The sequence below is a fragment of the Sinorhizobium kostiense genome (assembly GCF_017874595.1).
Lineage (GTDB): Bacteria > Pseudomonadota > Alphaproteobacteria > Rhizobiales > Rhizobiaceae > Sinorhizobium > Sinorhizobium kostiense.
This window is the reverse complement of the sequence record NZ_JAGILA010000007.1, coordinates 105935-130265: the sequence shown is the minus strand read 5'-3', so window position 1 is coordinate 130265 and position 24331 is coordinate 105935. Positions and strand designations below refer to the sequence as shown.

General features: G+C 61.0%; 25 protein-coding genes. 7 read left to right on the top strand and 18 right to left on the bottom strand.

From position 1 onward, the window contains the following. Positions 1 to 21 precede the first annotated feature (21 nt). From bamA to J2Z31_RS22150, 9 genes are all read right to left on the bottom strand, one after another. Positions 22 to 2355, bottom strand: coding sequence for an outer membrane protein assembly factor BamA (gene bamA, locus J2Z31_RS22190; protein ID WP_209604712.1), 2334 nt, complete (start codon positions 2353 to 2355; stop codon positions 22 to 24). 250 nt (positions 2356 to 2605) lie between these two features. Continuing rightward, positions 2606 to 3730, bottom strand: coding sequence for an RIP metalloprotease RseP (gene rseP / locus J2Z31_RS22185; protein WP_209604710.1), 1125 nt, complete (start codon positions 3728 to 3730; stop codon positions 2606 to 2608). Positions 3731 to 3858: 128 nt separating this feature from the next. Next, positions 3859 to 4692 carry a phosphatidate cytidylyltransferase gene (locus J2Z31_RS22180; RefSeq protein ID WP_209604708.1) on the bottom strand — a complete coding sequence of 278 codons (834 nt, stop codon included), beginning with the start codon at positions 4690 to 4692 and terminating at the stop codon, positions 3859 to 3861. After that, complete coding sequence (locus J2Z31_RS22175) at positions 4692 to 5435, bottom strand: isoprenyl transferase (RefSeq protein WP_209604706.1); 744 nt, start codon at positions 5433 to 5435, stop codon at positions 4692 to 4694. The genes J2Z31_RS22180 and J2Z31_RS22175 overlap by 1 nt, the downstream gene beginning before the upstream one ends. A gap of 34 nt (positions 5436 to 5469) precedes the next feature. Continuing rightward, on the bottom strand, positions 5470 to 6030 hold the full coding sequence (frr, locus tag J2Z31_RS22170; protein WP_209604704.1) for a ribosome recycling factor: 561 nt from the start codon (positions 6028 to 6030) through the stop codon (positions 5470 to 5472). A 56-nt stretch (positions 6031 to 6086) separates the two neighbouring features. Next, positions 6087 to 6809: a UMP kinase gene (gene pyrH / locus J2Z31_RS22165; protein ID WP_209604702.1), complete on the bottom strand. Its 723-nt coding sequence runs from the start codon at positions 6807 to 6809 to the stop codon at positions 6087 to 6089. Between the two features lie 179 nt (positions 6810 to 6988). Continuing rightward, positions 6989 to 7912: a translation elongation factor Ts gene (tsf, locus tag J2Z31_RS22160; protein ID WP_209604700.1), complete on the bottom strand. Its 924-nt coding sequence runs from the start codon at positions 7910 to 7912 to the stop codon at positions 6989 to 6991. 254 nt (positions 7913 to 8166) lie between these two features. Beyond that, positions 8167 to 8934: a 30S ribosomal protein S2 gene (gene rpsB, locus J2Z31_RS22155; RefSeq protein WP_209604698.1), complete on the bottom strand. Its 768-nt coding sequence runs from the start codon at positions 8932 to 8934 to the stop codon at positions 8167 to 8169. Between the two features lie 270 nt (positions 8935 to 9204). Next, positions 9205 to 10026, bottom strand: a complete 822-nt coding sequence (locus J2Z31_RS22150) for a cell envelope integrity EipB family protein (protein ID WP_209604696.1) — start codon at positions 10024 to 10026, stop codon at positions 9205 to 9207. 119 nt (positions 10027 to 10145) lie between these two features. On the opposite strand from J2Z31_RS22150, the gene J2Z31_RS22145 reads away from it, so the two are divergent. From J2Z31_RS22145 to J2Z31_RS22130, 4 genes are read left to right on the top strand one after another with little or no spacing between them, the layout of a single operon-like run. Next, positions 10146 to 10613: a RidA family protein gene (locus tag J2Z31_RS22145; protein WP_209604694.1), complete on the top strand. Its 468-nt coding sequence runs from the start codon at positions 10146 to 10148 to the stop codon at positions 10611 to 10613. Positions 10614 to 10627: 14 nt separating this feature from the next. Then, positions 10628 to 11353 carry a glycerophosphodiester phosphodiesterase gene (locus J2Z31_RS22140; protein WP_209604692.1) on the top strand — a complete coding sequence of 242 codons (726 nt, stop codon included), beginning with the start codon at positions 10628 to 10630 and terminating at the stop codon, positions 11351 to 11353. 4 nt (positions 11354 to 11357) lie between these two features. Next, the gene (locus J2Z31_RS22135; RefSeq protein ID WP_209604689.1) at positions 11358 to 12548 is read left to right on the top strand and encodes a GNAT family N-acetyltransferase; all 1191 of its coding nucleotides are present in this window, start codon (positions 11358 to 11360) and stop codon (positions 12546 to 12548) included. Positions 12549 to 12585: 37 nt separating this feature from the next. Then, positions 12586 to 13005, top strand: coding sequence for an HIT family protein (locus J2Z31_RS22130; RefSeq protein ID WP_209604687.1), 420 nt, complete (start codon positions 12586 to 12588; stop codon positions 13003 to 13005). Positions 13006 to 13023: 18 nt separating this feature from the next. Here J2Z31_RS22130 and J2Z31_RS22125 read toward each other — a convergent pair whose 3' ends face one another. The 8 genes from J2Z31_RS22125 to J2Z31_RS22090 all read right to left on the bottom strand — a co-directional run bounded on the left by J2Z31_RS22125 (position 13024) and on the right by J2Z31_RS22090 (position 20080). Continuing rightward, positions 13024 to 13359 (bottom strand): AzlD domain-containing protein, encoded by a 336-nt coding sequence (locus J2Z31_RS22125; protein ID WP_209605153.1) that lies wholly within the window; start codon positions 13357 to 13359, stop codon positions 13024 to 13026. Between the two features lie 5 nt (positions 13360 to 13364). Further along, complete coding sequence (locus J2Z31_RS22120) at positions 13365 to 14102, bottom strand: AzlC family ABC transporter permease (RefSeq protein ID WP_209604684.1); 738 nt, start codon at positions 14100 to 14102, stop codon at positions 13365 to 13367. A gap of 135 nt (positions 14103 to 14237) precedes the next feature. Further along, on the bottom strand, positions 14238 to 16733 hold the full coding sequence (clpA, locus tag J2Z31_RS22115) for an ATP-dependent Clp protease ATP-binding subunit ClpA (protein WP_209604682.1): 2496 nt from the start codon (positions 16731 to 16733) through the stop codon (positions 14238 to 14240). A 10-nt stretch (positions 16734 to 16743) separates the two neighbouring features. Next, positions 16744 to 17097 (bottom strand): ATP-dependent Clp protease adapter ClpS, encoded by a 354-nt coding sequence (clpS, locus tag J2Z31_RS22110; protein ID WP_209604679.1) that lies wholly within the window; start codon positions 17095 to 17097, stop codon positions 16744 to 16746. Positions 17098 to 17348: 251 nt separating this feature from the next. Continuing rightward, positions 17349 to 17702, bottom strand: coding sequence for a phasin family protein (locus tag J2Z31_RS22105; RefSeq protein WP_209604677.1), 354 nt, complete (start codon positions 17700 to 17702; stop codon positions 17349 to 17351). 284 nt (positions 17703 to 17986) lie between these two features. Continuing rightward, a complete protein-coding gene (locus J2Z31_RS22100; RefSeq protein WP_003535016.1) occupies positions 17987 to 18190 on the bottom strand; it encodes a DUF3126 family protein in 204 nt (67 codons plus the stop codon). A gap of 164 nt (positions 18191 to 18354) precedes the next feature. Then, positions 18355 to 19182, bottom strand: a complete 828-nt coding sequence (cysE, locus tag J2Z31_RS22095; RefSeq protein ID WP_209604674.1) for a serine O-acetyltransferase — start codon at positions 19180 to 19182, stop codon at positions 18355 to 18357. Between the two features lie 112 nt (positions 19183 to 19294). Next, a complete protein-coding gene (locus tag J2Z31_RS22090) occupies positions 19295 to 20080 on the bottom strand; it encodes an alpha/beta fold hydrolase (RefSeq protein ID WP_209604671.1) in 786 nt (261 codons plus the stop codon). Positions 20081 to 20256: 176 nt separating this feature from the next. Here J2Z31_RS22090 and J2Z31_RS22085 point away from each other — a divergent pair, with 176 nt between their 5' ends. After that, positions 20257 to 20502, top strand: a complete 246-nt coding sequence (locus tag J2Z31_RS22085; protein ID WP_209604667.1) for a zinc-finger domain-containing protein — start codon at positions 20257 to 20259, stop codon at positions 20500 to 20502. Between the two features lie 28 nt (positions 20503 to 20530). Continuing rightward, positions 20531 to 21694 (top strand): FAD-dependent oxidoreductase, encoded by a 1164-nt coding sequence (locus tag J2Z31_RS22080; RefSeq protein ID WP_209604665.1) that lies wholly within the window; start codon positions 20531 to 20533, stop codon positions 21692 to 21694. 65 nt (positions 21695 to 21759) lie between these two features. On the opposite strand, the gene J2Z31_RS22075 is transcribed toward J2Z31_RS22080, so the two are convergent. Further along, on the bottom strand, positions 21760 to 22947 hold the full coding sequence (locus tag J2Z31_RS22075; RefSeq protein WP_234939587.1) for a cystathionine beta-lyase: 1188 nt from the start codon (positions 22945 to 22947) through the stop codon (positions 21760 to 21762). 336 nt (positions 22948 to 23283) lie between these two features. Between J2Z31_RS22075 and J2Z31_RS22070 the strand changes: the two genes are divergently transcribed. After that, positions 23284 to 24309, top strand: a complete 1026-nt coding sequence (locus J2Z31_RS22070) for an amino acid ABC transporter substrate-binding protein (protein ID WP_209604662.1) — start codon at positions 23284 to 23286, stop codon at positions 24307 to 24309. The last annotated feature ends 22 nt before the right edge of the window (positions 24310 to 24331 follow it).

Sequence of the window (24331 nt, the reverse complement as noted above, 5' to 3'; positions counted from 1 at the left end):
GGCGGTTCCGGACTGCACCCATCAGAAGGATGAGTTGATACCGAACTTGAAGTTCTGGACCTTGTCGAACTCTTCCTTGGCAACCGGCACGGCGTAGTCGACACGCAGCGGCCCGAACGGCGATGCCCAGATCAGGCTGACGCCGACGGAGGCACGCAGAGAGGCATCGGTGCCGCGGGCGAATTCGCCGGCCCCGGTCAGCTCCACATCATTGCCGTAGAGCGTGCCCGCATCGACGAAGAAGGCGCCGCGGAAGCCACTGTCACGCGGAATTCCCGGCAGCGGGAACGACGCCTCGGCCGACGCCGTGAAGTAAGTCGTGCCGCCGAGCGCATCGCCGTTGTTGGCCCGCGGGCCGATGCCGTTGCGCTCGAAACCACGAATATCATTGCTGCCCAACTGGAACTGGTCGAAGACCTCCATCGAGCCTGACGTCTTCACCAGATGACCCGCACTACCGGCGAGCGAAGTGATGATGTCCGCCTCGTCATTGACCGTGTAGTACCACTTGGCCTTGCCGGTGATCTTGTAGAAGTCGGACGTGCCACCAAGTCCGGCGTATTCCTGCGTAACCGAGGCGAGGATACCCTCGTGCGGGAGCTGGGCGTCGTCGAGCGTATTGTAGGTGAACGAGTGGGATACCGACGAACGCGTCCACGGGCTGTCATCGATGACGCGGTCATAAGCCGAAGACAGTTCGTCCCGGTCGCCGAAATATTCCAGTTCCGTGTAGTTGTAGCGCAGCGTCGTCGACAGGCTTTCGGTGATCGGCGCGGTCACGCGCAAACTGAAGCCCTGGTCGTTGTAGCTGTAGTGATCGTCGTCGAAATCGTGTTCGTTCTTGAACACATCGAATCCGGCCGCCAGGCGGTAGCCGAGGAAATAAGGCTCGGTGAACGAGATGTTATAGGTCTTGCTGTCTTCACCCTTGCCGGCGGCAAGGCGGATGTACTGACCGCGACCAAGGAAATTCTTTTCCTCGATCGAGGCTTCGACGAGGAATCCGCCGCCGCTGCCTGCCGAGTAACCCGCACCGATACCGAAGGAGCCCGTAGACTGATCCTGAACGTCGACGAGAACGATCACGCGGTCCGGCGCGCTGCCGGGCGCCGTCGAGATGTTCACGCTCGAGAAATAGCCCAGCGCCTCAAGCCGGCGCTTGGCGCGCGCAATCATCTCCTGATTGAAGGCATCGCCCTCGCCCATGTCGAACTCGCGACGAATGACGTAATCGCGCGTGCGGGTGTTGCCGCGAATGTCGATGCGCTCGACATAGGCGCGCTCGCCCTGGTCGACGAGATAGTCGACCGCGATCGTATGAGTGGCGAGATCGCGGTTGCCGCGCGGCGTCACGCGCGCAAACGGATAACCGGCCGAAGCGACCCGCTTCGAAATCTCGCTCATCGTGTCCTGAATGTCCTTGGCCTTGTAGACCGAACCCTCACGGGACTGGACCAGTCCTCTCAGTTCCTCGGCATTGATACCCTCAACGGTCGATTCGACGTTGATTGCACCGAAGGTATAGCGCGGCCCTTCCTCGACGGTGATCGTCACCGTGTATTCGTTGGTCGCCTCGTTGAGCGTCGCCTCGGACGAGATCACGCGGAAGTCGGCGTAGCCCCGGTTATAATAGAATTGACGCAGCAGCTCTTCATCCGCGCGCAGCTTGTCCGGATTGTAGACGTCCTTGCGCGTCAGGAACGAGAAGATGCCGGATTCCTTCGTCGCAATCACCGACTGCAGGCGGCCGTCGCTATAGACTTCGTTGCCGACGAAATTGATCTGAGTGATCTTCGTGCGCTCGCCCTCATTGATGACGAATGCAAGATTGACACGCCCCTCAGCGATCGGGACGACCTGCGTGGTCACCGTGACGTCGCTCCGGCCAATCGCAGCATAGGCATCCTTGATGGCCTGAATGTCGCTCTCAACGGTCGCTTCGCTGTAGGGACCAAGCGGCTGGGTACGGACGACCGCCTGCAGCTTGTCGTCCTTGATCTTGCGGTTACCGTTGAAGACAACCTGATTCACGAGCTGGTTTTCGCTGACATTGACGACGAGCGTTCCACCCGAGACGCTGATGCTGACATCGGAGAAATAGCCGGTTGCATAGAGGCGCTTCACCGATGCATCGATATCGGCATTGCTGAAGCTCTTGCCCGGGACGATCGTGATGTTCGCCCGCACCGTCTCTGGGCTGACGCGCGTTGCGCCCCGCACCTCGACGCGATTGATGACCGCAGCGTAAGCAACCGACGGACCAACCACCAGTCCGACACCGGTTCCTGTCGCAACCATGCTTGCCGACAGTGCAAACGCCGACACCGCGTTCAAAAACCTCGAACCAGATTTCATTGTCAATTCTTACCTTTTTCCAACGTCCGCGGCAGTTTCGTACCGACTCCGGTCACGGTTGCCGTTTTACCGGCTTTTCCCATACAAGCAAGCCGGCTCGTTAATTTCTGTTTACTTCAATTCGAACCGTGGCTTAACAGCCACTACGGCGTAGCGTTATCGTAAACAAATCGTTGCGAAACAAGCACCCGCAATCAAAGATTCACACTGTTCACTGGCACCGACATTAACTTCTCAGTGGCCGCCCGCGCTATCCGAAGAGCCAATTGATGTCGTTCCAGGCGGCAAAGAAAGTCAGCATCAGGACCATTGCGAAGCCGATGCGAAATGCCAGCTCTTGTGCGGCGGGACCGACAGGCTTCCCGCGCAGTGCCTCGACCGCATAGAACATGAGGTGACCGCCATCAAGGACCGGCACCGGCATGAGGTTAAGCAATCCTATCGACACTGACAGCACGGCAGCAAAATTCAGCACTTCGGCAATGCCGAGCTTCGCCATCTGCCCGGACATTTGCGCGATCCGAATCGGGCCGCCCAACTGATCTGCATTCATGCGGCCGACTATGAGATTCGACAGATAATCGAATGTTCCGGTCACGATTCGCCAGCTCTGCAACGCCCCCTGCCCGACAGCCTCCAGCGGGCCGTAACGCTCGACGCGGAAATTGCCCGCCTGCTGGTCCGTCCCGATGCCGATCTTTCCCTCCTCGACCTTGTTGCCGAGGGGATCTACGGTTTCGGTGCGCTGCGGCACCATCTGCAGGTCCATCGTGGCGCCATCGCGGTCTATACGGACATTGATCGGCAGCTCCGGACGAACGCTGACATACCGACGTACGTCGTCGAAGGTCGAAACCGGCGTTCCGTCGATGGAGACCAGCCTGTCGCCCGGCTTAATCCCGGCCTCTTCGGCCGCACTGCCGGGCGCGACGAAGGCAACGACCGGATCCGCCACGGCGCGGCCATAGATGGAGAAGAGCACGGCGAAAATCGCGATCGCCAGCAGAAAGTTGGCGATCGGCCCGGCGGCAACCGTCGCCGCCCTCTTCCAAAGCTTGGTGCCAAGGAAGGTCCGGGCGCGCTGGTCCGGTGCGATCCTTTCCAATTTTTCGAAGTTTGGAGAGCTTGCTGCGTCATCGTCGCCGAAGAATTTCACGTAGCCGCCCAGCGGAATGACGCAGAATTTCCATCGGGTTCCGTGGCGATCCGTCCAGCCGAAGAGCTCGGGACCGAAACCGACGGAGAACGCAACGACGCGAATGCCGGACCAGCGGCCGACCAGATAGTGCCCCATCTCGTGAACGAAGACGAGCAAGGTCAGGAGGAACAGAAACGTGGGTATGGTGTATTGGAGATTGTCAAGCAGAAGGCTCATGTTGATTCCTAGCATCCGCTGTTGCGGTGGCAGCTCCCAAGCTCGAAAGGCTGCGCAATCTTACCCTTATTTCCACCGGGAATTAAGGAACTATGTCGCGGACAAGATGACGACACTTTGAGCCCAGCCTAAGGCCCCAGCAGGAAAGCGCCGAATGCAGACTCCCGGCCACCGGAAAACAAAATCTGGCCAAGCACGAGAACCAATGCCGCCACGCAAGCAAAGATCAGTCCATCGACACGGTCCATCACGCCGCCATGGCCCGGAATGAGCCGGCTCGAATCCTTGACGCCGAAACGCCGTTTGACAAAGGACTCGAAAAGGTCGCCGACCTGGCTTGAAACGGAGAGGACCAGGGCAATAAGCGGAATGCGCAAGTCCTGGAGCGAAAAATGCGCCAGGAACACGGCCGTACCGGCAAGAATGCCACAGATCGTGCCGCCTATCGCCCCCGACCAGGTCTTGCCCGGCGAGATCGCCGGGGCGAGCTTCGGCCCGCCGACCGCCCGGCCGACAAAATAGGCGAAAATGTCCGTCCCCCACACGACGGCGAAGACGAAGAGGGTCGCGACGAGGCCGAGGTAATCCGCTCCGCGGACGGCAGCCAGAGATATGCTCGTCAGCCCGGCATAGGCGATCCCGCCGGGCAACCAAAAACTTGTCTTCCTGATCGCGACCCACAAGATGGCGACTGCCACGCAGCCGGCAAATACCGGCAGCGTCAGCGGCATGTGGTCGAAGAGCACGAGTACGGCCAGAATACCCTGCGACACCCACCCGATCGCATTGCCCTGGAAATCCCGCTCGGCGAGCCGAGTGATCGTCGACCACTCGTAATAGACAAGCAAGCCGATTGCGACGGACAGAAGCTGGAAAGCAGAACCGCCCGCCCAGGTGGCGCCGAGGGCAATCGCGGCCAGAACCAGGCCGGAGGCTATTCGCAGTTTCAGTTCGCTCTGCATCAGGAGCCGACCGCCAAAGACGGTTGCGGCAAGCCGCCGAAGCGGCGCTCTCGGCAGGCATATTTCTCGATCGCGGCGATGAAGGTCTCGCGCGTGAAGTCCGGCCAAAGTTCGGGAATGAAAAGCAACTCGGAATAGGCCCCTTGCCAGAGCAGAAAATTGGAAAGGCGCTCCTCGCCGCTCGTCCGAAGAATGAGGTCCGGATCGGGAATGCCTGCCGTGTCGATGGTCTCGGCGATCCGCTCCGCGGTGATATCTTCCGGGCGAAGGCGTCCCGCCGCCGCCTCTTCCGCGAGGCGGCGCATCGCCCGCGCCAATTCATCCCGCGCGCCATAGTTGAAGGCGATCACCAGCGTAATCCCGGTATTGGCGCGCGTCGTCTCCTCCGCCTCGAGCAGGAGCGGCAGGATATCACCGGTCAGGTTCGCGCGGTCGCCGATGACGCGGATGCGAACGTTCTCACGGTGCAGGTCGGCAAGGTCCCGCCGCACGAAGGTCTTGAGCAGGCCCATGAGATCACTGACCTCATCTTCGGGCCGGCTCCAGTTCTCGGAGGAAAAGGCAAAAAGCGTCAGGTAGCGAATCCCGAGCTCCGCGGCGGTCTTGACGGCGCCGCGGACCGCCTCGACACCCTTGCGGTGACCCATGGTGCGCGGCAGTCCACGCGCGCTCGCCCATCGACCGTTGCCGTCCATGATGATAGCGACGTGAGCCGGCACGTTTGTGGGGATGAATTCTGCCATGGGCCGTCCGAACTAGAGACTCAGTTTCGACGCGTCAGACCTGCATGATTTCCTTTTCCTTGTCCGCGAGCAAGCGGTCGATTTCGGAGATCATTTCATCGGTCATCTTTTGCACCCGCTCGGACTGAGCGCGGCTCTCGTCCTGACCGATCTCGCCATCCTTTTCGGCTTTTTTCAGGTCATCCATGCCGTCGCGCCGTACATGGCGCACGGCCACCTTGCTTTTCTCGGCGTAGTCATGCGCGACCTTGACCAGCGACTTGCGCCGCTCCTCGTTCAGCTCGGGCAGCGGAATGCGCAGATTCTGCCCGTCGACGATCGGGTTGAGGCCGAGATTGGATTCCCTGATCGCCCGCTCCACGGCACCGACCATCGACTTGTCCCACACAGATACCGAGAGCATCCGCGGCTCCGGAACAGTGATGTTGGCAACCTGGTTCAGCGGCATCCGCGATCCGTAGGCCTCAACGGTTACCGGATCGAGAACATTTGCTGAGGCACGGCCGGTACGCAGCGATGCGATATCGTGCTTGAAGGCAGCAATCGCCCCGTCCATACGGCGTCTCAGTTCCTTCAGATCCACACCTTCACTCATGGTTCAACACTCCCATTCTTCATCCTGGGCGGCCACGCGGGGGCCCCCTCGGATTGTCAATTATCCATCACGATGGTGGCTCGACCGCCCCCGGTCAATATCTCCGCAAACCCACCCTTTTCGTGGATCGAGAAGACGACGATCGGGATGGCATTTTCCCGCGCGAGCGCCACGGCAGCAACGTCCATGACGGCCAAGCCCCGTTCCAGGACCTCGCTGTGGGTCAGACGATCGAAGCGGGTGGCGGTGGGGTCCTTTTTCGGGTCGGCGGAATAGATACCGTCGACCTGCGTTCCCTTCAAGATCGCCTCAGCTCCCATTTCGGCGGCGCGAAGGGCGGCCGCCGAATCGGTCGTGAAGAAAGGATTGCCGGTGCCCCCGGCGAAGATCACCACGCGCCCCTGAGAGAGGTGAAAGAGTGTCGCGCGTTGCGAGAAGCTCTCGCAGATCTCCGGCATCGCAATGGCCGAAAGCACCACCGTATCGATATCCAGCTTGCGCAGCGAGGTTGCAAGCGCCAGTGCATTGATCACGGTCGCCAACATGCCCATGTGATCGCCCGTCACCCGGTCGCCACCCTTGGAGGCTACCGCTACCCCGCGGAAAATGTTGCCGCCGCCAACGACGACGCCAACTTCCACCCCCATTGCACGCGCTTCGGCGATGTCAGCGGCAATCCGGTCGGCGACCGCGACATCGATGCCGAAGCCCTGGCTTCCCATCAACGCTTCACCCGAGGCTTTGAGAAGAACGCGCTTGTAGATTGGCTTGGCCGACATCATCACTCCTGAACAGATCGGCACGCATGCGCAAGGCGGCGCACAGCGGCATGGGGACAAATCCGGTTGCGCGGTATCGACCGCTCCGGCGGGTCCGACGCAATGACGAATGCCGGATACACGAAGGGCACCGCGTTGTCACGCGATGCCCTGAGCTTTTCCCGATCGGGAGGAAGAAATCAACCCTTTGCGGCCGCTGCAACTTCCGCCGCGAAGTCGGACTCTTCCTTCTGAACGCCTTCGCCGAGGAGCAGGCGAGCAATGCCGGCGACTTCGATCGGCGCACCGACCGACTTCTCCGCTTCCTTGATGGCTGCCTCGACGGTCTGGTCCGGGTTCATGACGAAAGCCTGCGACAGGAGGGCTACTTCCTCGAAGAACTTGCGCATGCGGCCTTCGACCATCTTCTCGATAATGTTGTCCGGCTTGCCCGATGCGCGGGACTGCTCGATGAAGACGTTGCGCTCGCGCTCGGCAACCGCCGGGTCGATCTCGGACGGACGGACTGCGAGCGGGTTGGTCGCGGCAACGTGCATCGCAACCTGGCGGCCGATGGCGTTCAGCGCTTCCTTGTCGCCCGTTGACTTCAGCGCTACGAGCACGCCGAGCTTGCCGATGCCGTCGCCGGCCGCGTTGTGGATGTAGGTGGCAACCACACCGTTTTCGACCTCGAGCATGGCCGCGCGGCGCAGCGTCATGTTTTCACCGATAGTGGCGATCGCGTCCTTGACCGTTTCCTCGACGGACTTGCCGGTCGCCGGATAGGTCGCCGTGGCAACGGCCTCAACAGTGCCGCCCGTGCCGAGCGCAACATTTGCGACGCCGCGGACGAGATCCTGGAAGGCATCGTTGCGGGCGACGAAGTCGGTTTCGGAGTTGATTTCGACGACGACGGCCTTGTTGCCGGCACTGGCGATGCCGACGAGACCCTCGGCGGCCGTGCGGCCTGACTTCTTGTCAGCCTTGGCAATGCCCTTGGCGCGCAGCCAATCGATCGCAGCCTCCATGTCGCCGTTGGTCTCGGCAAGCGCCTTCTTGCAATCCATCATGCCTGCGCCGGTCTTCTCGCGCAGATCCTTCACCATCGCGGCAGTAACAGTCATCTTCTTGCCTCTTTGTCTGTTTGGCTGGCGCGCCAACCGCAAGTGGCGCGGTGCCAGAGGGTTTGGCAGGGAATGGCCTTTCTCCGTGACACCGTGATGACGGCGCCCCAAGGTCAATAAGGGCGTGGGCCACATATGCTCGGCCCGACCGCGCCATTCCCGGCTGAAAAGAACGAGGCCGTTCAGATTTTCATCAGAAAACGGCCTCGCCCGCGCATTTCATGCGGCAGCGCTTCTTGCCGCCGGCCGCCCGATCAAGCTTCGGACGATTCCTCGAGAGTCGGCTCGACCGGAACTTCTTCCGAAGCGCCGAGGTCACGGCCCGCGGCACCCTGCTGGCGCGCAATACCGTCGATAGCGGCGCGGGCAACGAGATCGCAGTAAAGCGCGATCGCACGCGATGCATCGTCATTACCCGGAATCGGATAGTCGATCAGGTCCGGATCGCAGTTCGAATCGATGATGGCGACGACCGGAATGCCAAGACGCTTGGCTTCCTCGATAGCGATCGATTCCTTGTTGGTGTCGATGATGAACATCAGGTCCGGGGTGCCGCCCATATCGCGGATACCGCCGAGCGCACGGTTCAGCTTTTCGCGCTCACGCTCGAGGTTGAGGCGCTCCTTCTTCGTGAAGCCGGAAGCCTCCGAAGCGAGGATCTCATCGAGCTTGCGCAGGCGCTGGATCGAGTTGGAAATCGTCTTCCAGTTGGTCATCATGCCGCCGAGCCAGCGGGCATTGACGTAATACTGGGCGGAGCGCTTCGCAGCGTCGGCGATGATTTCCGAAGCCTGGCGCTTGGTGCCGACGAAGAGCACGCGGCCACCGCTAGCGACGGTATCGCTGACAACCTGCAGGGCGCGCGACAGCATCGGTACGGTCTGGGCAAGGTCGATGATGTGGACGTTGTTACGATCGCCGAAGATGTACGGCTTCATCTTCGGGTTCCAGCGGTGCGTCTGGTGACCGAAGTGGACGCCTGCTTCGAGAAGCTGGCGCATGGTAAAATCAGGCAATGCCATGCCTTTTCTCCTTTTCCGGTTGAACCTCCGCGAGGCGTCGAGCACATAGCGATGCGCCCACCGGCGGAACAATCCGGATTTCTCCCGGAAAATCCCATGCCTCACGTGTGGAATGGGCAGCCCCTTAGCGGCAACCGCCCGATAAATCAAGACAGGAAGTTGGATTTGCCGCCAAAAGCGCGTCGCGTTTTTCGTGCGACGCGCTTTTGGACTTTGTTTTCACGCATGTCGTTGTCCCGAAAACCGCTGCACAGTTTTGGGCGACATGCATTATTTGCACTCTTCCGACTTGAACACTTCGAGTTCGGCAAGCTTGCCGGTCAGGACGAAGTCTCCATAATCCATCGTCAGGTCGCGGGTGACCCCGTTATCATAGAGCTTGAACGACATGCGGTAGACGGGCACGGCATCCCCGCTCGAATCATCGTTGAAATAGGAAATCGTCACCGGCCAATAGCTGTCCCCGGCGAGGTTTCCAGCCTTGCCGGCGTCCGGGTCATCCGGGGCTGGTTTGCGCGCCTTGCCGACGAAGGTCGAGGTGATCAGCGTCTTGTCGCCCGAATCGGAGCCGTCGAAGATGCGGGATTCAAAGAACGTCTCGCCCCTTTTCGCCCGATCGATCACCTCCAGCATGTGCTCCGTCGGAAACCGGCTTTCGGCCAGCGCCACCTCCCGCCTGTCGGGAGCCGTCAATTCCACCTTGACGCCGGAATTCTCCTCGTGCGCACTGCCACGAACTTCCTTGTCCAGCTTCTCGTCCGTGAAGGAACGGGTAAGAAAGCGGAAGCTGCCGGTCCTCATATCCTCGAAGGTGGTCGTCTGCTGGTCGGTGAGGCGCACTTCCTCACCGGTGTCGACCTGGGTCACGAACCGGAAGCTCACCGTGTATCCTTGACAGGCCGAGCCGTTGAATTCGTACACCATGCGGCCGTACATGCCGGCGATGCCGGAGCGTTCGGAAGCGTCCTTGAGTTCCAGATCGTATACCGCGCGGTGCGGCGCGAGCGTGCTTGCCTGTGCGCCATCAGAAACCGCCAAAGCGGCGAGACAGGCGCCCGACAGAGCGGCAAGACCGAAGCCTTTACGAAACATCCGTTTCCTCCTGTTGGACTCGCCGGCGATGATATAAACAAGCGTTCGGCAGAAGCGAGGCGTAGCGCCTGTCACGTTCCTGCAAGATTTTACCACAAAAGACAACAACGGAGCCCCCCATGTCCGCAGAGATCGAAGCGCGCCTCAACGAACTCGGAATTGTCCTTCCGCAGGCAGTCGCGCCGGTGGCCAATTACGTGCCCTACCTCGTTACTGGCTCGACGCTCTATATTTCCGGGCAATTGCCGATGGAGGCCGGCAAGGTCGCGGTGACCGGCCATGTAGGCAAGGACGTTGACGTCGCGGCGGCACAGCGAGCGGCCGAGCTTTGCGCAATCAACATCCTCGCTCAGGCGAAGGCCGCTCTTGGCGGTGATCTCGGGCGCATTCGCCGCCTCGTCAAGATCAACGGCTTCGTCGCCTCCACTCCGGAATTCACCGAACAGCACCTCGTCATCAACGGCGCCTCGAATCTTTTCGCCAACGTGCTCGGCGAGGCGGGCAAGCACGCGCGCGCCGCTGTCGGCATGGCCTCGCTTCCCTTCAATGCCGCCGTCGAAATCGACGCCGTGGTCGAAATCGCCTGATCCGGGGGCGCCCCATGAAGGATACGTCCTGGCTCAAAGCCCAGCCGATCGCCCATCGCGGATACCACGACATGAACCGTGAGGTCTGGGAGAACACGCTATCGGCCTTCGGGCGCGCCGTCGAAGCGGGATTCGCGATCGAGTGCGACCTGCAATACACTGCTGACAGCATACCGGTTGTCTTCCACGACGACGACCTGCAGCGCCTCTGCGGCTTGAAGGGAGATGTCCGGGCGAAAACGGCGGCCGAACTCGGGCTCCTTTCAGTCGGCGGCACGAAGGACAAGGTGCCGACATTGTCGCAACTGCTCCGCCTCGTAGCCGGCCGGGTACCGCTGGTGCTCGAACTCAAGGGCCGAAAGGGCGACGACGAAGGCTTTGCGGCGGCCGTGCTCGATGCGCTCGAAGGCTACGAGGGGGAAGTTGCGCTGATGAGCTTCGATCATTGGCTGCTCAAGGATCTGAAGGCGCTCGACGCTCCCTATCCGCTCGGCTTGACCGCCGAAGGGTCGAGGCCGGAGACCTTCTTCGTGCATGAGGAGGCGATGCAGCTCGGCCTCGACTTCATTTCCTACTTCTATGGCGACCTGCCGAACTCCTTCATCACCAAGGAGCGCGCCCTCGGCCGCACCGTAGTCACCTGGACCGTGCGTGACGCCCGGGCGAAGGAACACACCTTCGCCCACGCCGATCAGATGACATTCGAGGGTTTCGATCCGCGGGAGAGCATGATTAGTTAGGCTCATGCCAGACGCGATCACCATCCGGATCGAACATTCGTTCACCGCTATTGCGCCGGTGAACTGGGGTCGGCTTGCCGGCGCCTCGAAAGAGCATGCCGGCGTGCCTTACAACCCGTTCCTCTCGCACGCCTATCTGTCGGCCCTTGAGGAGTCCGGTTCGGCAACGGCGGAGACGGGATGGCTTGGCCAACACCTGTTGATGGAAGATGCGGACGGTTTCCTCCGGGGTGCGCTCGTCTGCTACATGAAAAACCACAGCCAGGGCGAATATGTCTTCGACCACGGTTGGGCGAACGCCTTCGAGCGCGCGGGCGGCCGCTACTATCCGAAGCTGCAATGTTCCGTCCCCTTCACGCCGGTCACCGGGCCGCGGCTGCTGATTGCACAGAACTGCGCTGCCCAGCCTGTCCGCGACGCTTTGGTGGCAGGGCTGAAAGAGCTCACCCGTCGCCACGGCGTCTCCTCGGCCCATGTAACTTTTGTGCCGCCCGAGGAATTGCCGACCTTCGAACGGGCGGGTTTCCTGCATCGCACCGACCAGCAGTTCCATTTCACCAATGAGGGCTATCACTCATACGACGATTTTCTCGCCACGCTTCAATCCCGCAAGCGAAAGGCGCTGAAGAAGGAGCGCCGCACGGCGGTCGAGAATGGCATCACCATCGATTGGCTGACCGGAAGCGACCTCACGGAGGGCATCTGGGATCAATTCTTCGCCTTTTACACGGACACGGGCGGACGCAAGTGGGGGCGCCCCTATCTGACCCGCTCCTTCTATTCCCTGATCGGTGAGCGGATGGCCGACGACATTCTGCTGGTGATGGCCAAGCGAGGCGGCCGATATATGGCCGGCGCCATCAACTTCATCGGCACAGACGCGCTTTACGGCCGGCACTGGGGCTGCATCGAGGACCACCCCTTGCTGCATTTCGAGGTCTGCTATCACCAGGCGATCGATTTCGCGATCGCCAGGGGACTGAGGCGCGTCGAAGCCGGAGCTCAAGGCGAACACAAGCTCGCGCGCGGATATATGCCGGTGACGACCCATTCTGCGCATTTCATCGCTCATCCGGGCCTGGCGCGTGCAGTGGCGGATTATCTGGAGCAGGAACGCCGCGATGTGGAAGAGACCGGGGAATATCTTGCCGAGCACGGACCATTCCGCAGGGGCGAGCGCCAACAAGATAAATGACGCAGCGGCCGATGGCCAAACGACAAGAGGAAGAGACATGAGCGGCTACGACAGCAACAATATCTTCGCCAAGATCCTGCGCGGCGAGATCCCCTCGCATCGCGTCTATGAGGACGACGCGTCGGTAGCATTCATGGACGTCATGCCTCAGGCGGAAGGGCACGTCCTGGTAATGCCGAAGGCGCCGTCCCGCAACCTCCTCGACGCGGATCCCGCTACCCTGCCTGCGCTGATCGCAACCGTCCAGAAAGTCGCCATTGCGGCGAAGGAGGCGTTTGACGCCGACGGCGTCACGATCATGCAGTTCAACGAGGCACCAGCCGGCCAATCCGTCTTCCACCTGCATTTCCATGTCATCCCGCGCCGAGCGGGCGTCCCGCTGAGGCCCCACTCCGGGCAGATGGAAGACGGCGACGTGCTGGCTGCGAATGCGGAAAAGATCCGTCGGGCTCTGTAATAGCTCTAATTTAAGCCATCAAAATCCAAGCCACCAAAGTCCGGCGGCCAGAACGGCGATTGCGGTCGCGATTCCTGCCGCCGGCTTCTGCCGGCCAAGGAAGAAACCGAATGCTCCAAGAATGACTGCGGCCATCCGCAGCCACAGCGGCGACTGTGCGAGCACGCCGGTCGGATAGAGAATCAGCTTTGCGATCACCGCCGCGACCAGCGCGGTCGCCACCGCCCTCACCCAGTTCAACGCTTCTGAATCCTCGCGAAGCCGATTGCCTGCAATGACGCCGAGCCAGCGCCAGATGTCCGTCGCGAGCCAGCCGCCCACGGCGATGAAGACATAGGCCCACCATCCCTCCATCCAGTTCACGTTTTCGCCTCCCGCCGACGGCGCCACAGGCGTTCGCCGAACCAGGCGACTGTTCCGCCGCCGACGCCTGCGAGCAGAATGTCGAACTCCGGAGCGAGCCAATAACATAAAGGCCCGGCAACGAGGCCGGCGGCGAGCGCGACATAGATAACCGGATGGCGCGCGGAGTGCCAGATCGAAGCGAGGAAATAGACCGGCGTCAGGAAGAACAGGCAACCGGCAACGAGCGGCGGGAACTCCGCAACGAGGTGGTAGACGACCCCGACCAGGATCATGTTGGCGACGACCAGCGTGATGCCGAAGCCAGCGAAGAAGGTGGCGCGGTGGTTTCGAGGCACGTCATGGACCCGCTCCATCGCGAAGACCCAGGCGGTGATCGCAATGAAATGCGACAGCACCAGGAGCAGCCAGGTTGGCGTTCTCGGACCGCGCAATTCCGGGACGAGCGCGGCAACCATCGGCATCAAGCGGACCGATGAAAGCGTAACCGCCAGGAAGGCCGTAGCGAGGCTGGCGCCGCCGAGAATCGAACTGACGAGGATGACTTTCGCCGGCAGGGCCCAGACCGCCCCGGTCATGAAGATCACCTGCTCCGGCGGTATGCCCGCCTGGACGGTCAGCGCACAGAAGCCGACGAAGGAGAGCATCAGGATCACCGCCGGAAGGCTGAAAATGCCCCTTGCTCCGGTAACAAACCAGGCAAGGGATGACCGTTCGTCTTCAGCGTCTTCCATGAGGGTGCAGGTCGGTAGGCAGAGGGGGTAATACGAAACTCTCGAACTCGAGTGCGCGGCATCGAGCGGAACCCCGTATGTCAAAAAGCGGTGCCGGATTGAACCATCCGGCACCGCCTGTACATCGCGATCGCACTATTTCTTGCGCGGCACCTTTGGAACCGTCCGTCCCTTGAGCGGAGCCGCATCCGAAGGGCCGGACTTGGACGCCGTCTTCTTCGGCTTCGCTTTCGGGCCCGCGTCGGCAGCGACGGTTTCCTTTTCTTCCGTCTTCTTCGGCTTGGAGGCCCTGGCGGGGCGTGACACCTCCGCCTTCGGCTTGATCGGCGCCGTCTCCGGCACGGCCTCCAGGATAAGCCCCTTGCTGCCGTCTTCCTTCGTCCCGATCGTCACCTTGACGACGCCGCCCTTCTTGAGCTTGCCGAACAGGATTTCATCTGCAAGCGGCTTCTTGATGTTCTCCTGGATGACACGTGCCAGCGGACGCGCACCCATCTTTTCGTCGTAGCCCTTCTCGGCCAGCCAGGCGATGGCCTCCGGCGCGAGGTCGAAGGTGACGTTGCGCTCGGCAAGCTGGGTTTCGAGCTGCATGACGAACTTCTGCACCACCTGATGGATGACGGGCGTCGGCAGCGAGTTGAACGGGATCACCGCATCCAGACGGTTGCGGAATTCCGGTGTGAACAGCCGATTCAGCGCCTCGATATCCTCGCCCGTCCGTTTGGTCGAACCGAAGCCGATGGCCGGCCGAGCCATGTCCGAGGCACCCGCATTCGTCGTCATGATCAGGATGACGTTGCGGAAGTCGATCTTCTTGCCGTTATGGTCCGTCAGCGAGCCATGGTCCATGACCTGCAGCAGGATGTTGAACAGGTCGGGATGCGCCTTTTCGATCTCGTCGAGCAGCAGCACGCAATGCGGATGCTGGTCGACGCCGTCGGTCAGAAGGCCGCCCTGATCGAAGCCGACGTAGCCGGGCGGTGCGCCGAGCAGCCGGGAAACCGTATGCCGCTCCATGTATTCCGACATATCGAAACGCAGCAGCTCGACACCGAGCGAAACCGCCAGTTGCTTGGCCACCTCGGTTTTGCCGACGCCGGTCGGGCCGGAGAAGACATAGCAGCCGATCGGCTTGTTGGGCTCGCGCAGGCCAGCGCGGGCAAGCTTGATCGACGAGGCAAGCGCCTCGATCGCCAGATCCTGCCCGTAGACGACCGACCGCAGTTCCTTTTCCAGATTGGCGAGAACCGCCTCGTCGTCCTTGGAAACGGTCTTCGGCGGAATGCGCGCCATCGTGGCGATCGTCGCTTCGATCTCCTTCTCGGTGATCAGCTTGCGGCGCTTGCTCACCGGAAGCAGCATCTGGGCCGCCCCCGATTCATCGATGACATCGATCGCCTTGTCGGGAAGCTTGCGATCATTGATGTAGCGGGCGGAAAGCTCGACGGCAGCCCGGATCGCCTCGTTCGAGTATTTGAGGTTGTGATACCCCTCGAAATAGGGTTTCAGGCCCTTCATGATCTCGATCGTGTCGGCGATCGTCGGCTCGTTGACGTCGATCTTCTGGAAACGACGGACGAGCGCCCGGTCCTTCTCGAAGAACTGGCGATATTCCTTATAGGTCGTCGATCCGATGCAGCGGATTGCCCCGGTGGAGAGCGCCGGCTTCAATAGGTTCGACGCATCCATCGCGCCGCCGGACGTTGCACCGGCGCCGATGACGGTATGAATCTCGTCGATGAAGAGGACGGCTCCGGGATACTCCTCGAGCTCCTTGACAACCTGCTTCAGCCGTTCTTCGAAATCGCCGCGGTAGCGCGTGCCGGCGAGCAGCGTCCCCATGTCCAGGGCGAAGATCGTCGCGTCCTGAAGCGCCTCCGGCACCTGTTTTTCGACGATGCGCTTGGCCAGCCCTTCGGCAATCGCCGTCTTTCCGACGCCCGGATCGCCCACATAAAGCGGATTGTTCTTGGACCTGCGGCAAAGCACCTGGATCGTTCGGTTGACCTCGGCATTGCGGCCGATCAACGGGTCGATCTTGCCCGATTTCGCCTTCTCGTTGAGGTTCACGCAGTAGGCCGTAAGCGCGTCCTGCTGCTTCTTCGGGCCGGCTTCCTCGCTCTCTCGCGATGCCTTCTGCTCGGAATCCTGATCCTCGGCACCGCGGACGGGCCGCGACTCCGAACTGCCCGCTCGCTTGCCGATGCCGTGCGAGATGAAATTGACCGCATCATAGCGGGTCATCTCCTGCTCCTGCAGGAAATAGGCCGCATGGCTCTCGCGCTCGGCGAAAATGGCGACGAGGACGTTGGCTCCCGTCACTTCCTCGCGGCCGGACGATTGCACGTGAATGACGGCACGCTGGATCACGCGTTGAAAGCCGGCGGTCGGCTTCGAATCCTCGTCATAACCGGTCACCAGGTTCGTCAATTCATTGTCGACGTAATCGGTAACGGTCTTGCGGAGCGTGTCGAGGTTGACATTGCAGGCGCCCATTACAGCCGCCGCATCGGGATCATCGATCAATGCCAGCAGCAGGTGCTCGAGCGTCGCATATTCGTGATGGCGCTCGTTAGCAAAAGTCAGTGCCTGATGCAGCGCCTTTTCGAGGCTGGGCGAAAATGTTGGCACGTTAAATTCCTCATTTCTTTTCCATGACGCATTGCAACGGATGCTGATGCTGCCTGGAGAAATCCATCACCTGCGTCACTTTGGTTTCGGCGACCTCGTAGGTGAAGACGCCGCATTCTCCAACGCCGTGGTTGTGGACATGAAGCATGATGCGTGTTGCCTCTTCCCGGTCCTTCTGGAAGAAGCGCTCCAGAATGTGGACGACGAATTCCATCGGCGTGTAATCGTCATTCAAAAGCAGAACGCGGTACAAACTCGGCTTCTTGGTCTTCTGCTTGGTGCGTGTGATGACGGAGGTGCCACGGCTCGGCCCGCCTCCATCGCCTTCGCTTCCCTTCTGCATCCGGACCGGCTTGGCGATCATTCTATTCCATTCCCTCACCGGCCTGAGCCCATCAACATGGCTGCGGCCTGCTTGCCCTTAATCTAATGGTTCGTTCTTGGATTTTAAGGCCGGCGCGACGCACTGCAATCATATTCGCATGGCGAAGCACAAGATTGGTGAAAATTCTGCCGCGGCGCTTGTGTCCCATACGGGCTGTAGCGGCAACCAAAAACCGAAAGGCCGGCCGCGGCATCCGCGACCGGCCTTTCTCAAAACTCGATCGCCCGTTTTCAGGCGGCGGCAGCAGACTTGACCTGAGCGGCAGTCTTTGCAACCGGAGCCTCGTAGGGCTTGTAGGCATCCTTGGCGAGATCGGCATACATTTCACCGATCTTCGTCGCCTCGCCGACGAAATTTTCATAGCTCGACTTCAGATAATTCGTCTGAAGTTCGAAGGCGGCCTCGAGGCTCTTTGCGTTGGAGAGCTTCTCGATATGCGCAACTCCATCTTCGAAGGTCTTCTTCGAATAGTCCGCAGCTTCGGTCGCGATCGCCTGAAAACCCTTGGTCAGAGCGGAGTAGCTTTTAACGGCCACGTCCATCGCTTCCTTGCTCCTTTTATTGGCGTCATCGAAGTTAAACATCGGGCGTCTCCTTTTCGTGTGGGGCAGAGTGCGGGAAAAGTCTATGTGCGGCGCACAAAAAGTCAAGGCAAGAGTGTGCACCGCAAAAGCACTTCCTGCAGAGCTTGACGAAAGTACCCTCGTTCTCAGCGACTCCTCCGTCAAAGCCATAAGTATGACTTTACGAAGAAAAGCCCGACCTAATTGCTCAGATCGGATACCAGAGAAAGGCGGAAATTTTGGGGCTGATTGGAGAAAAATCACGCTTGTGATTTAGCTCGATCCGGCCCCAAAACCATGGCGAACTAAAGATCGATATCCAGGATCGCCATCGAGAAATTGTAGGAAAGCTCGCCATCCTCCTCGTCACGGAAAACGACCCCGAGGAATTCGTCTCCCAGATAGACTTCTGCGGATTCATCCTTTTTTGGGCGAGCCTTGACGACCATGGACTGGTTGAAGGTGCGCTTGAGATAAGCCTCAAGCTTGCGGATCTCTTCGGGCTTCAAATCTATTCTCCGTAGCCGTTGATTTGCGGCGCTTCTCGCATGCGACATCGCCAGGTGTAAAGCCACTCCGGCGCTGGCCGGCTGTGGAGATCTCGGCGGTCTGCTTCGATTCCCTTGTTTGCGGCAACTTCTGCTCGCAAACCAGACACTCTTGCGGAGGCTGCTCAGATTTCGAAGCTCGTCAGGATCTGGTCCATTTGGCGCGACGGTTCGGAGCATCCGGCTTCGCCCACGACCTTTGCCGGAACCCCCGCCACCGTCGTCTTCGGCGGCACCGGCTTCAGCACCACCGAACCCGCTGCCACGCGCGAGCAATGACCGATGTGGATATTACCGAGGATCTTCGCACCTGCGCCGATCAGCACGCCGTCGCCGATTTTCGGATGGCGGTCGCTGCCTTCCTTGCCGGTGCCACCAAGCGTCACCCCGTGCAGGATCGACACGTTGTCGCCGATAACGGCGGTCTCGCCGACGACAAGACCGGTCGCGTGGTCGAGGAAGATGCCGCGTCCGATGCGGGCTGCGGGATTGATGTCCGTCTGGAAGACGCTGGAGGAGCGGCTCTGCAGATAGAGGGAGAAATCCTTTCGCCCGCGGTTCCAGAGCCAATGTGCGAGACGATGCGTCTGGATCGCATGGAAACCCTTGAAGTAAAGGACCGGCTCGAGAAAGCGCGTGCAGGCGGGATCGCGGTCGTAGACGGCCTGGATATCGACGCGCAGAATCGTTCCCCATTCGGGCCAGTCGTCGAGCATTTCGGAAAAGGTCTGATGCAAGAGATTTGCCTGCAGGTCGGGATGGTCCAGCCGCTCGCAGATGCGGTAGATCACGCTTTCTTCCAGCGAGTGCTGATTGACGACCGTCGAATAAAGGAAGGCAGCAAGCATCGGGTCGCGCTCGGCGGCCATACGCGCCTCTTCGCGCAGGCTATCCCAAATGGGGTCGATCGCCTTCAGCGATTCCGCATGACGAACTTCGGTCTTTGCGACCATGGTCGCGCTCCTTCCCGACAAGTTTGAGGTCTGCGCCGTCGATGGGGCATTATATAGGGCATTTCCCCGCCGACATAAATGGCCAGCGCCTTCAAAGGTGTCTGACAGGCGGCTATGCCCGCCCGACCTCCGCGAGGAAATCGAGCACCGCCTTCTTGAATACCCGATCGCCGACAGCCAGCATGTGGTCGCGCCCCGGAATGTCCAGCGCCTTGGCGTGCGGCATGAGTGCGGCAAGTTCCTCGGCCGATCCGGCAATGTCGTCCTTCGTTCCGACGCCGATCAGGACCGGCACGTCTATGCGCCCGATATCCTCCACCGAAATCAGATCGCGCGAGGTCGATATACAGGCGGCAAGCGCTCGGCGATCGCTTTTCGTCTGGTCAGCAAAGGCGCGAAACATGCGGCCGCGTTCGTGCGTCACGTCCTCGAGCGACGGCGCAAGGAGCGCGCCGGCAATCGGATCCCAATCCCCGACGCCGGTGACCAAGCCGATCCCGAGCCCGCCGAAGACGATCGAGCGGACGCGGTGCGGATGCGCGAGCGCCAGGAAAGCGGAGATCCGAGCACCCATCGAATAACCCATCACGTGCGCCTCGCTGATGCCGAGATGATGGAGGAGTGCGGCCGCGTCGCCGGCCATCCGGGGCGGATGATAGAGAGAGGCATCGTGAGGCTTGCTGCTTGCGCCGTGGCCCCGATTGTCGAGGGCGACCACCCGATAGCCGGCATCGCCCAAAGTCTTGAGCCAGCCCGGGAACACCCAGTTGACATTCGCGCTCGAAGCGAAGCCGTGGATGAGCAGGATCGGATCGCCAGACGACTCACCCTCGTCGAAATAGGCGATTTCCAGTCCGTCATGTACGAAGTGTGAGAATGGCGGCGGGTTCAAGTCCATCTCGGTTCCTGGGGCGTGTTCCAATTTTTCCGGCAAACTAGGTGGTAATGCCGTGAGCGAAAAGCCCCGCTGTCCAAAAACCACAGGCGCGTCATGTTTGCTGCTACACATTTGCGCCAAAGCTCACTATGGTGCCGGCAAAATCGACCTAAAGACTTGCATATCGGAGCTAAGACATGGCCGGCCACAGCATCCCCCATTTCCAGAACGACGGCGGGCACCGGGTCATTGAGATCGGCGTGAAGGAATTCATGTGCACCGGCGCATCCATTCCCTTCGATCATCCGCATATCTTTGTCGACATGGGCGACGAGAACGAGAAGGTCTGCTCCTATTGCTCGACGCTCTACCGCTACAATCCATCGCTGCAGGCGACGGAAACCATTCCGCCGGGCTGCCTCTTCGAAAACAAGGCCGCCTGATCCTTCCGCGGCTGTCGGCGCGGCGTCGATGCACGGCAGGGGACCGATCGCGATCGTCGGTGCCGGCATCGCCGGCCTGACAACGGCTCTCTGTCTTGCGCGACAGGGATTTGAAGCGGATGTCCTCGAACAGGCCGAGGCGCTCGAGGAAGTCGGCGCCGGACTGCAGCTCTCACCGAACGCGTCCCGAATACTGATCGAGCTCGGCCTGCTTCCGGAACTCCAGGCGGTGTGGAGCGAGCCCGTGGCGATCGAGCTTGTGGATGGGTGCTCCCTGCGCCCGCTTGCGCGCGTGCCTGCGGGTATCGACGCCCGCAGCCGCTGGGCCGCACCCTATGGCGTGCTCCATCGCGCCAGTCTGCAGCGAATTCTTCTTGATGCGTTACTGGAAGAGCCTCGCTGCCACCTCCATCTTGGAAAGAGCATTGCAGGGAACCCGGCGGAGACAATCGCCGATGCAATCGGGCGGCGCCCGGCAGCGATTGTCGGCGCGGACGGCATCCGATCGAAGGTGCGAGCCGCCATCCCCGGGGCAGGCTCCGTCCGTTTTTCCGGTAATGTCGCCTGGCGGCTGATGGTCCCCCGGGCGCAAGCGGCGGAGTGCCTGTCGGGCGATCGCGTCACGGCCTTCCTCGGGCCAAACGCACATCTCGTCGCCTACCCGATCCGGGAAGCAGACAGTTTCAACATCGTTGCAATCGCGGGTGGCAGCCCGACCGATGAAGCATGGGCGGGCAACAATTCAAAAGAGCGGCTACGGGTCCTTGCCGCGGCGTTCGAGAGCTGGCACCCCAGCCTGCTTTCGATGCTCGAAAATGCCGCGTCCGCGACCTATTGGCCTCTTTCCACGGTCGGCGAAGGCGCATGGCACAACGGGCGCGATATCGTTCTCATAGGCGATGCCGCGCATGCGATGACGCCGTTCGCGGCACAGGGCGCAGCGATGGCGATCGAGGATGCCCGCGAACTTGCCGAGTGCCTCGCCGGGTGCGCCGATCCTGCGTCCGCCTTTGCGCGCTATGAGGGCAGCCGCAAGCCCCGGATCAACCGCGTCCGCAGCCGCGGCGCCTTCAATCACTTCGCCTACCACGCCCGCGGCCCCTTGAGAATCGGGCGAGACCTGATCCTCTCCCTCAGGAGCCCGGAGGCGCTCGCCGCCGATCTGGATTGGCTCTACGGCTACGGCGCCTAAGGGCGACGGGGCTAAGGAAGTGCGGGCGCAGCTCTTGCCCGCACTCCTTTGATCCAGTCTATCCCTCAGACCGCATTTGCCGCGGCAAAGCCCGCCTCGATGTCGCGACGGATGTCCTGAACGTCCTCCAGCCCGATCTGCAATCGGATCACCGGGCCTTCCGAGGGCGCCTTCGCAATCTTGCGGTCGGCGAGGTTCACGTGAACGGCAAGACTTTCGAAACCGCCCCAGGAATAGCCAAGGCCGAAAATCGAGAGCGCATCGAGGAAGGCATGGGCCTTTGCCTTCATCTTCTCAGGATCGGCCCTCAACACAAATGAGAAGATGCCGCTTGCGCCGCCAAAGTCGCGCTTCCACAGCTCGTGCCCGGGGAAGCTCGGCAGCGCCGGATGCAGCACGCGTGCAACCTCTTCACGGCCTTCGAGCCAGTTGGCGATCGCAAGAGCGCTTTCCTGATGCCGCTCGAGGCGAAGTCCCATCGTGCGCAGACCGCGCAGGATCTGGTAACTGTCGTCCGGCGAGACGCAAACGCCGAGCGTCACCATCGCCTCGCTCAGGGCCGGCCAATGCGCCGCATTGGCGGACACCGTTCCGAGGAGCACGTCCGAGTGGCCGGACGGATACTTGGTCGCGGCATGGATCGAAATGTCGACGCCATGCTCGAGCGGCCGAAAATAGAGCGGCGTTGCCCAGGTGTTGTCCATGGTCACGATGCAACCGTGGCGGTGCGCGACGTCCGCAATCGCCCGAATATCCTGCATCTCGAAGGTATTCGATCCCGGCGCTTCCGTATGGACCAGCCGCGTGTTCGGCCTCACCAGCTTCTCGATTCCGGCGCCGATCATCGGATCGTAATATTCGACCGTCACGCCGAGCCTGGTCAGCATCGTGTCGCAAAAATGCCGCGTCGGAAAATAGACCGAGTCGACGATGAGCGCATGGTCGCCAGATGAAAGATAGGCAAGAAAGGGCACGGTCACGGCCGCGAGCCCGGACGGAACGAGAATCGTTCCTGCCGCCCCCTCAAGCTCGTTTATGGCATTGCAAAGCGCATCGGTCGTCGGCGTGCCTCGCGTTCCGTAGGTGTATTTCTGCGCCCGCGTTTCCATGGTTCTCGCGTTCGGGAACAGCACGGTCGAAGCATGCACCACCGGCGGATTGACGAAGCCATGGTAGTCGTGAGGATTATTGCCGGTATGCGCAAGGAGGGTGTTGATACCCATGCCGTCGCGCGCACTCATCTTGTCTGCCATTGGGAAACCCGCTTTTGAAACTCGATGCCAACTCATCGAACGCAGCCTGCGCCTGGTCAAGGGGATTCGGTGCGTTTCACGCCGAAACCCAGATCATGCGCAACTGGCGGCTTTTTGCTCAGAACTCATCGGTTTTTGCGGAAAAGTGCCTAAACTTCTGGCGCATTTCACGTTTTTCACATGAAAAAGCAGAAAATCGGCATCTTCTCTTGACCCTCATGGAATTTGGGCATGAGATAGACTGCACTCACGCCAGGAGGGTGGCTGAGGCTGCACGCGCTATGGGCGCACCAATTGTGCAGACGGGAACTAACGACAACCGAAAAGGTTCAAAAAATGGCAAGAAGAATTCTGACGGCCCTTGTAGGCGCTGCTGTCATGGGGATTGGCGCAAACGCTGCATCGGCTGCTACCCTTGACGATGTGAAGGCAAAGGGCTTCGTCCAGTGCGGTGTCAACACGGGCCTCGCCGGGTTCGCAGCACCCGACGCCGCCGGCAACTGGAGCGGCTTCGACGTCGATTACTGCAAGGCCATTGCGGCTGCCATCTTCGGAGACGCCACGAAGGTGAAGTACACCCCGACATCCGCGAAGGAGCGTTTCCCGGCGTTGCAGTCCGGCGAAGTCGACGTTCTCGCTCGTAACACCACCTGGACGATCAACCGCGACACGGCGCTCGGCTTCAACTTCCGCCCGGTCAACTACTATGACGGCCAGGGCTTCATGGTTCGCAAGGGCCTCGACGTGAAGTCGGCACTCGAGCTCTCCGGTGCAGCCGTCTGCGTGCAGACCGGCACGACCACCGAACTGAACCTCGCCGACTATTTCAAGGCGAACAACCTTCAGTACAACCCGGTGGTGTTCGAGAAGCTCGAAGAAGTGAATGCCGCCTACGATGCCGGCCGCTGCGACGTCTACACGACCGACCAGTCCGGCCTCTATTCGCTTCGCCTTACGCTCTCCAACCCGGACGATCACATAATCCTGCCGGAAATCATCTCGAAGGAGCCGCTCGGCCCGGCCGTCCGCCAGGGCGATGACCAGTGGTTCGACATCGTCACCTGGGTTCACTACGCGCTGGTTCAGGCGGAGGAATTCGGCATCACGCAGGCCAACGTCGAGGAAATGAAGAAATCGGCCAACCCGGACGTCCAGCGCTTCCTCGGCGTCGAGGCCGACAGCAAGATCGGCACCGACCTCGGCCTCACCAACGAATGGGCGGTGAACGTCGTCAAGGCTGTTGGCAACTACGGCGAAATCTTCGACCGCAACATCGGTGCAGGCAGCCCGCTGAAGATCGAGCGCGGCCTGAACGCTCTGTGGACGAAGGGCGGCCTCCAGTACGCGATACCGGTTCGCTGATCGGCCTTTACGAATCGCGGAG

Excerpts from the sequence above, each read along its gene's own strand:
- bamA (WP_209604712.1), bottom strand. The coding sequence starts at position 2,355 with ATGAAATCTGGTTCGAGGTTTTTGAACGCGGTGTCGGCGTTTGCACTG.
- rseP (WP_209604710.1), bottom strand. The coding sequence starts at position 3,730 with ATGAGCCTTCTGCTTGACAATCTCCAATACACCATACCCACGTTTCTG.
- J2Z31_RS22180 (WP_209604708.1), bottom strand. The coding sequence starts at position 4,692 with ATGCAGAGCGAACTGAAACTGCGAATAGCCTCCGGCCTGGTTCTGGCC.
- J2Z31_RS22175 (WP_209604706.1), bottom strand. The coding sequence starts at position 5,435 with ATGGCAGAATTCATCCCCACAAACGTGCCGGCTCACGTCGCTATCATC.
- frr (WP_209604704.1), bottom strand. The coding sequence starts at position 6,030 with ATGAGTGAAGGTGTGGATCTGAAGGAACTGAGACGCCGTATGGACGGG.
- pyrH (WP_209604702.1), bottom strand. The coding sequence starts at position 6,809 with ATGTCGGCCAAGCCAATCTACAAGCGCGTTCTTCTCAAAGCCTCGGGT.
- tsf (WP_209604700.1), bottom strand. The coding sequence starts at position 7,912 with ATGACTGTTACTGCCGCGATGGTGAAGGATCTGCGCGAGAAGACCGGC.
- rpsB (WP_209604698.1), bottom strand. The coding sequence starts at position 8,934 with ATGGCATTGCCTGATTTTACCATGCGCCAGCTTCTCGAAGCAGGCGTC.
- J2Z31_RS22150 (WP_209604696.1), bottom strand. The coding sequence starts at position 10,026 with ATGTTTCGTAAAGGCTTCGGTCTTGCCGCTCTGTCGGGCGCCTGTCTC.
- J2Z31_RS22145 (WP_209604694.1), top strand. The coding sequence starts at position 10,146 with ATGTCCGCAGAGATCGAAGCGCGCCTCAACGAACTCGGAATTGTCCTT.
- J2Z31_RS22140 (WP_209604692.1), top strand. The coding sequence starts at position 10,628 with ATGAAGGATACGTCCTGGCTCAAAGCCCAGCCGATCGCCCATCGCGGA.
- J2Z31_RS22135 (WP_209604689.1), top strand. The coding sequence starts at position 11,358 with ATGCCAGACGCGATCACCATCCGGATCGAACATTCGTTCACCGCTATT.
- J2Z31_RS22130 (WP_209604687.1), top strand. The coding sequence starts at position 12,586 with ATGAGCGGCTACGACAGCAACAATATCTTCGCCAAGATCCTGCGCGGC.
- J2Z31_RS22125 (WP_209605153.1), bottom strand. The coding sequence starts at position 13,359 with ATGGAGGGATGGTGGGCCTATGTCTTCATCGCCGTGGGCGGCTGGCTC.
- J2Z31_RS22120 (WP_209604684.1), bottom strand. The coding sequence starts at position 14,102 with ATGGAAGACGCTGAAGACGAACGGTCATCCCTTGCCTGGTTTGTTACC.
- clpS (WP_209604679.1), bottom strand. The coding sequence starts at position 17,097 with ATGATCGCCAAGCCGGTCCGGATGCAGAAGGGAAGCGAAGGCGATGGA.
- J2Z31_RS22105 (WP_209604677.1), bottom strand. The coding sequence starts at position 17,702 with ATGTTTAACTTCGATGACGCCAATAAAAGGAGCAAGGAAGCGATGGAC.
- cysE (WP_209604674.1), bottom strand. The coding sequence starts at position 19,182 with ATGGTCGCAAAGACCGAAGTTCGTCATGCGGAATCGCTGAAGGCGATC.
- J2Z31_RS22090 (WP_209604671.1), bottom strand. The coding sequence starts at position 20,080 with ATGGACTTGAACCCGCCGCCATTCTCACACTTCGTACATGACGGACTG.
- J2Z31_RS22085 (WP_209604667.1), top strand. The coding sequence starts at position 20,257 with ATGGCCGGCCACAGCATCCCCCATTTCCAGAACGACGGCGGGCACCGG.
- J2Z31_RS22080 (WP_209604665.1), top strand. The coding sequence starts at position 20,531 with ATGCACGGCAGGGGACCGATCGCGATCGTCGGTGCCGGCATCGCCGGC.
- J2Z31_RS22075 (WP_234939587.1), bottom strand. The coding sequence starts at position 22,947 with ATGGCAGACAAGATGAGTGCGCGCGACGGCATGGGTATCAACACCCTC.
- J2Z31_RS22070 (WP_209604662.1), top strand. The coding sequence starts at position 23,284 with ATGGCAAGAAGAATTCTGACGGCCCTTGTAGGCGCTGCTGTCATGGGG.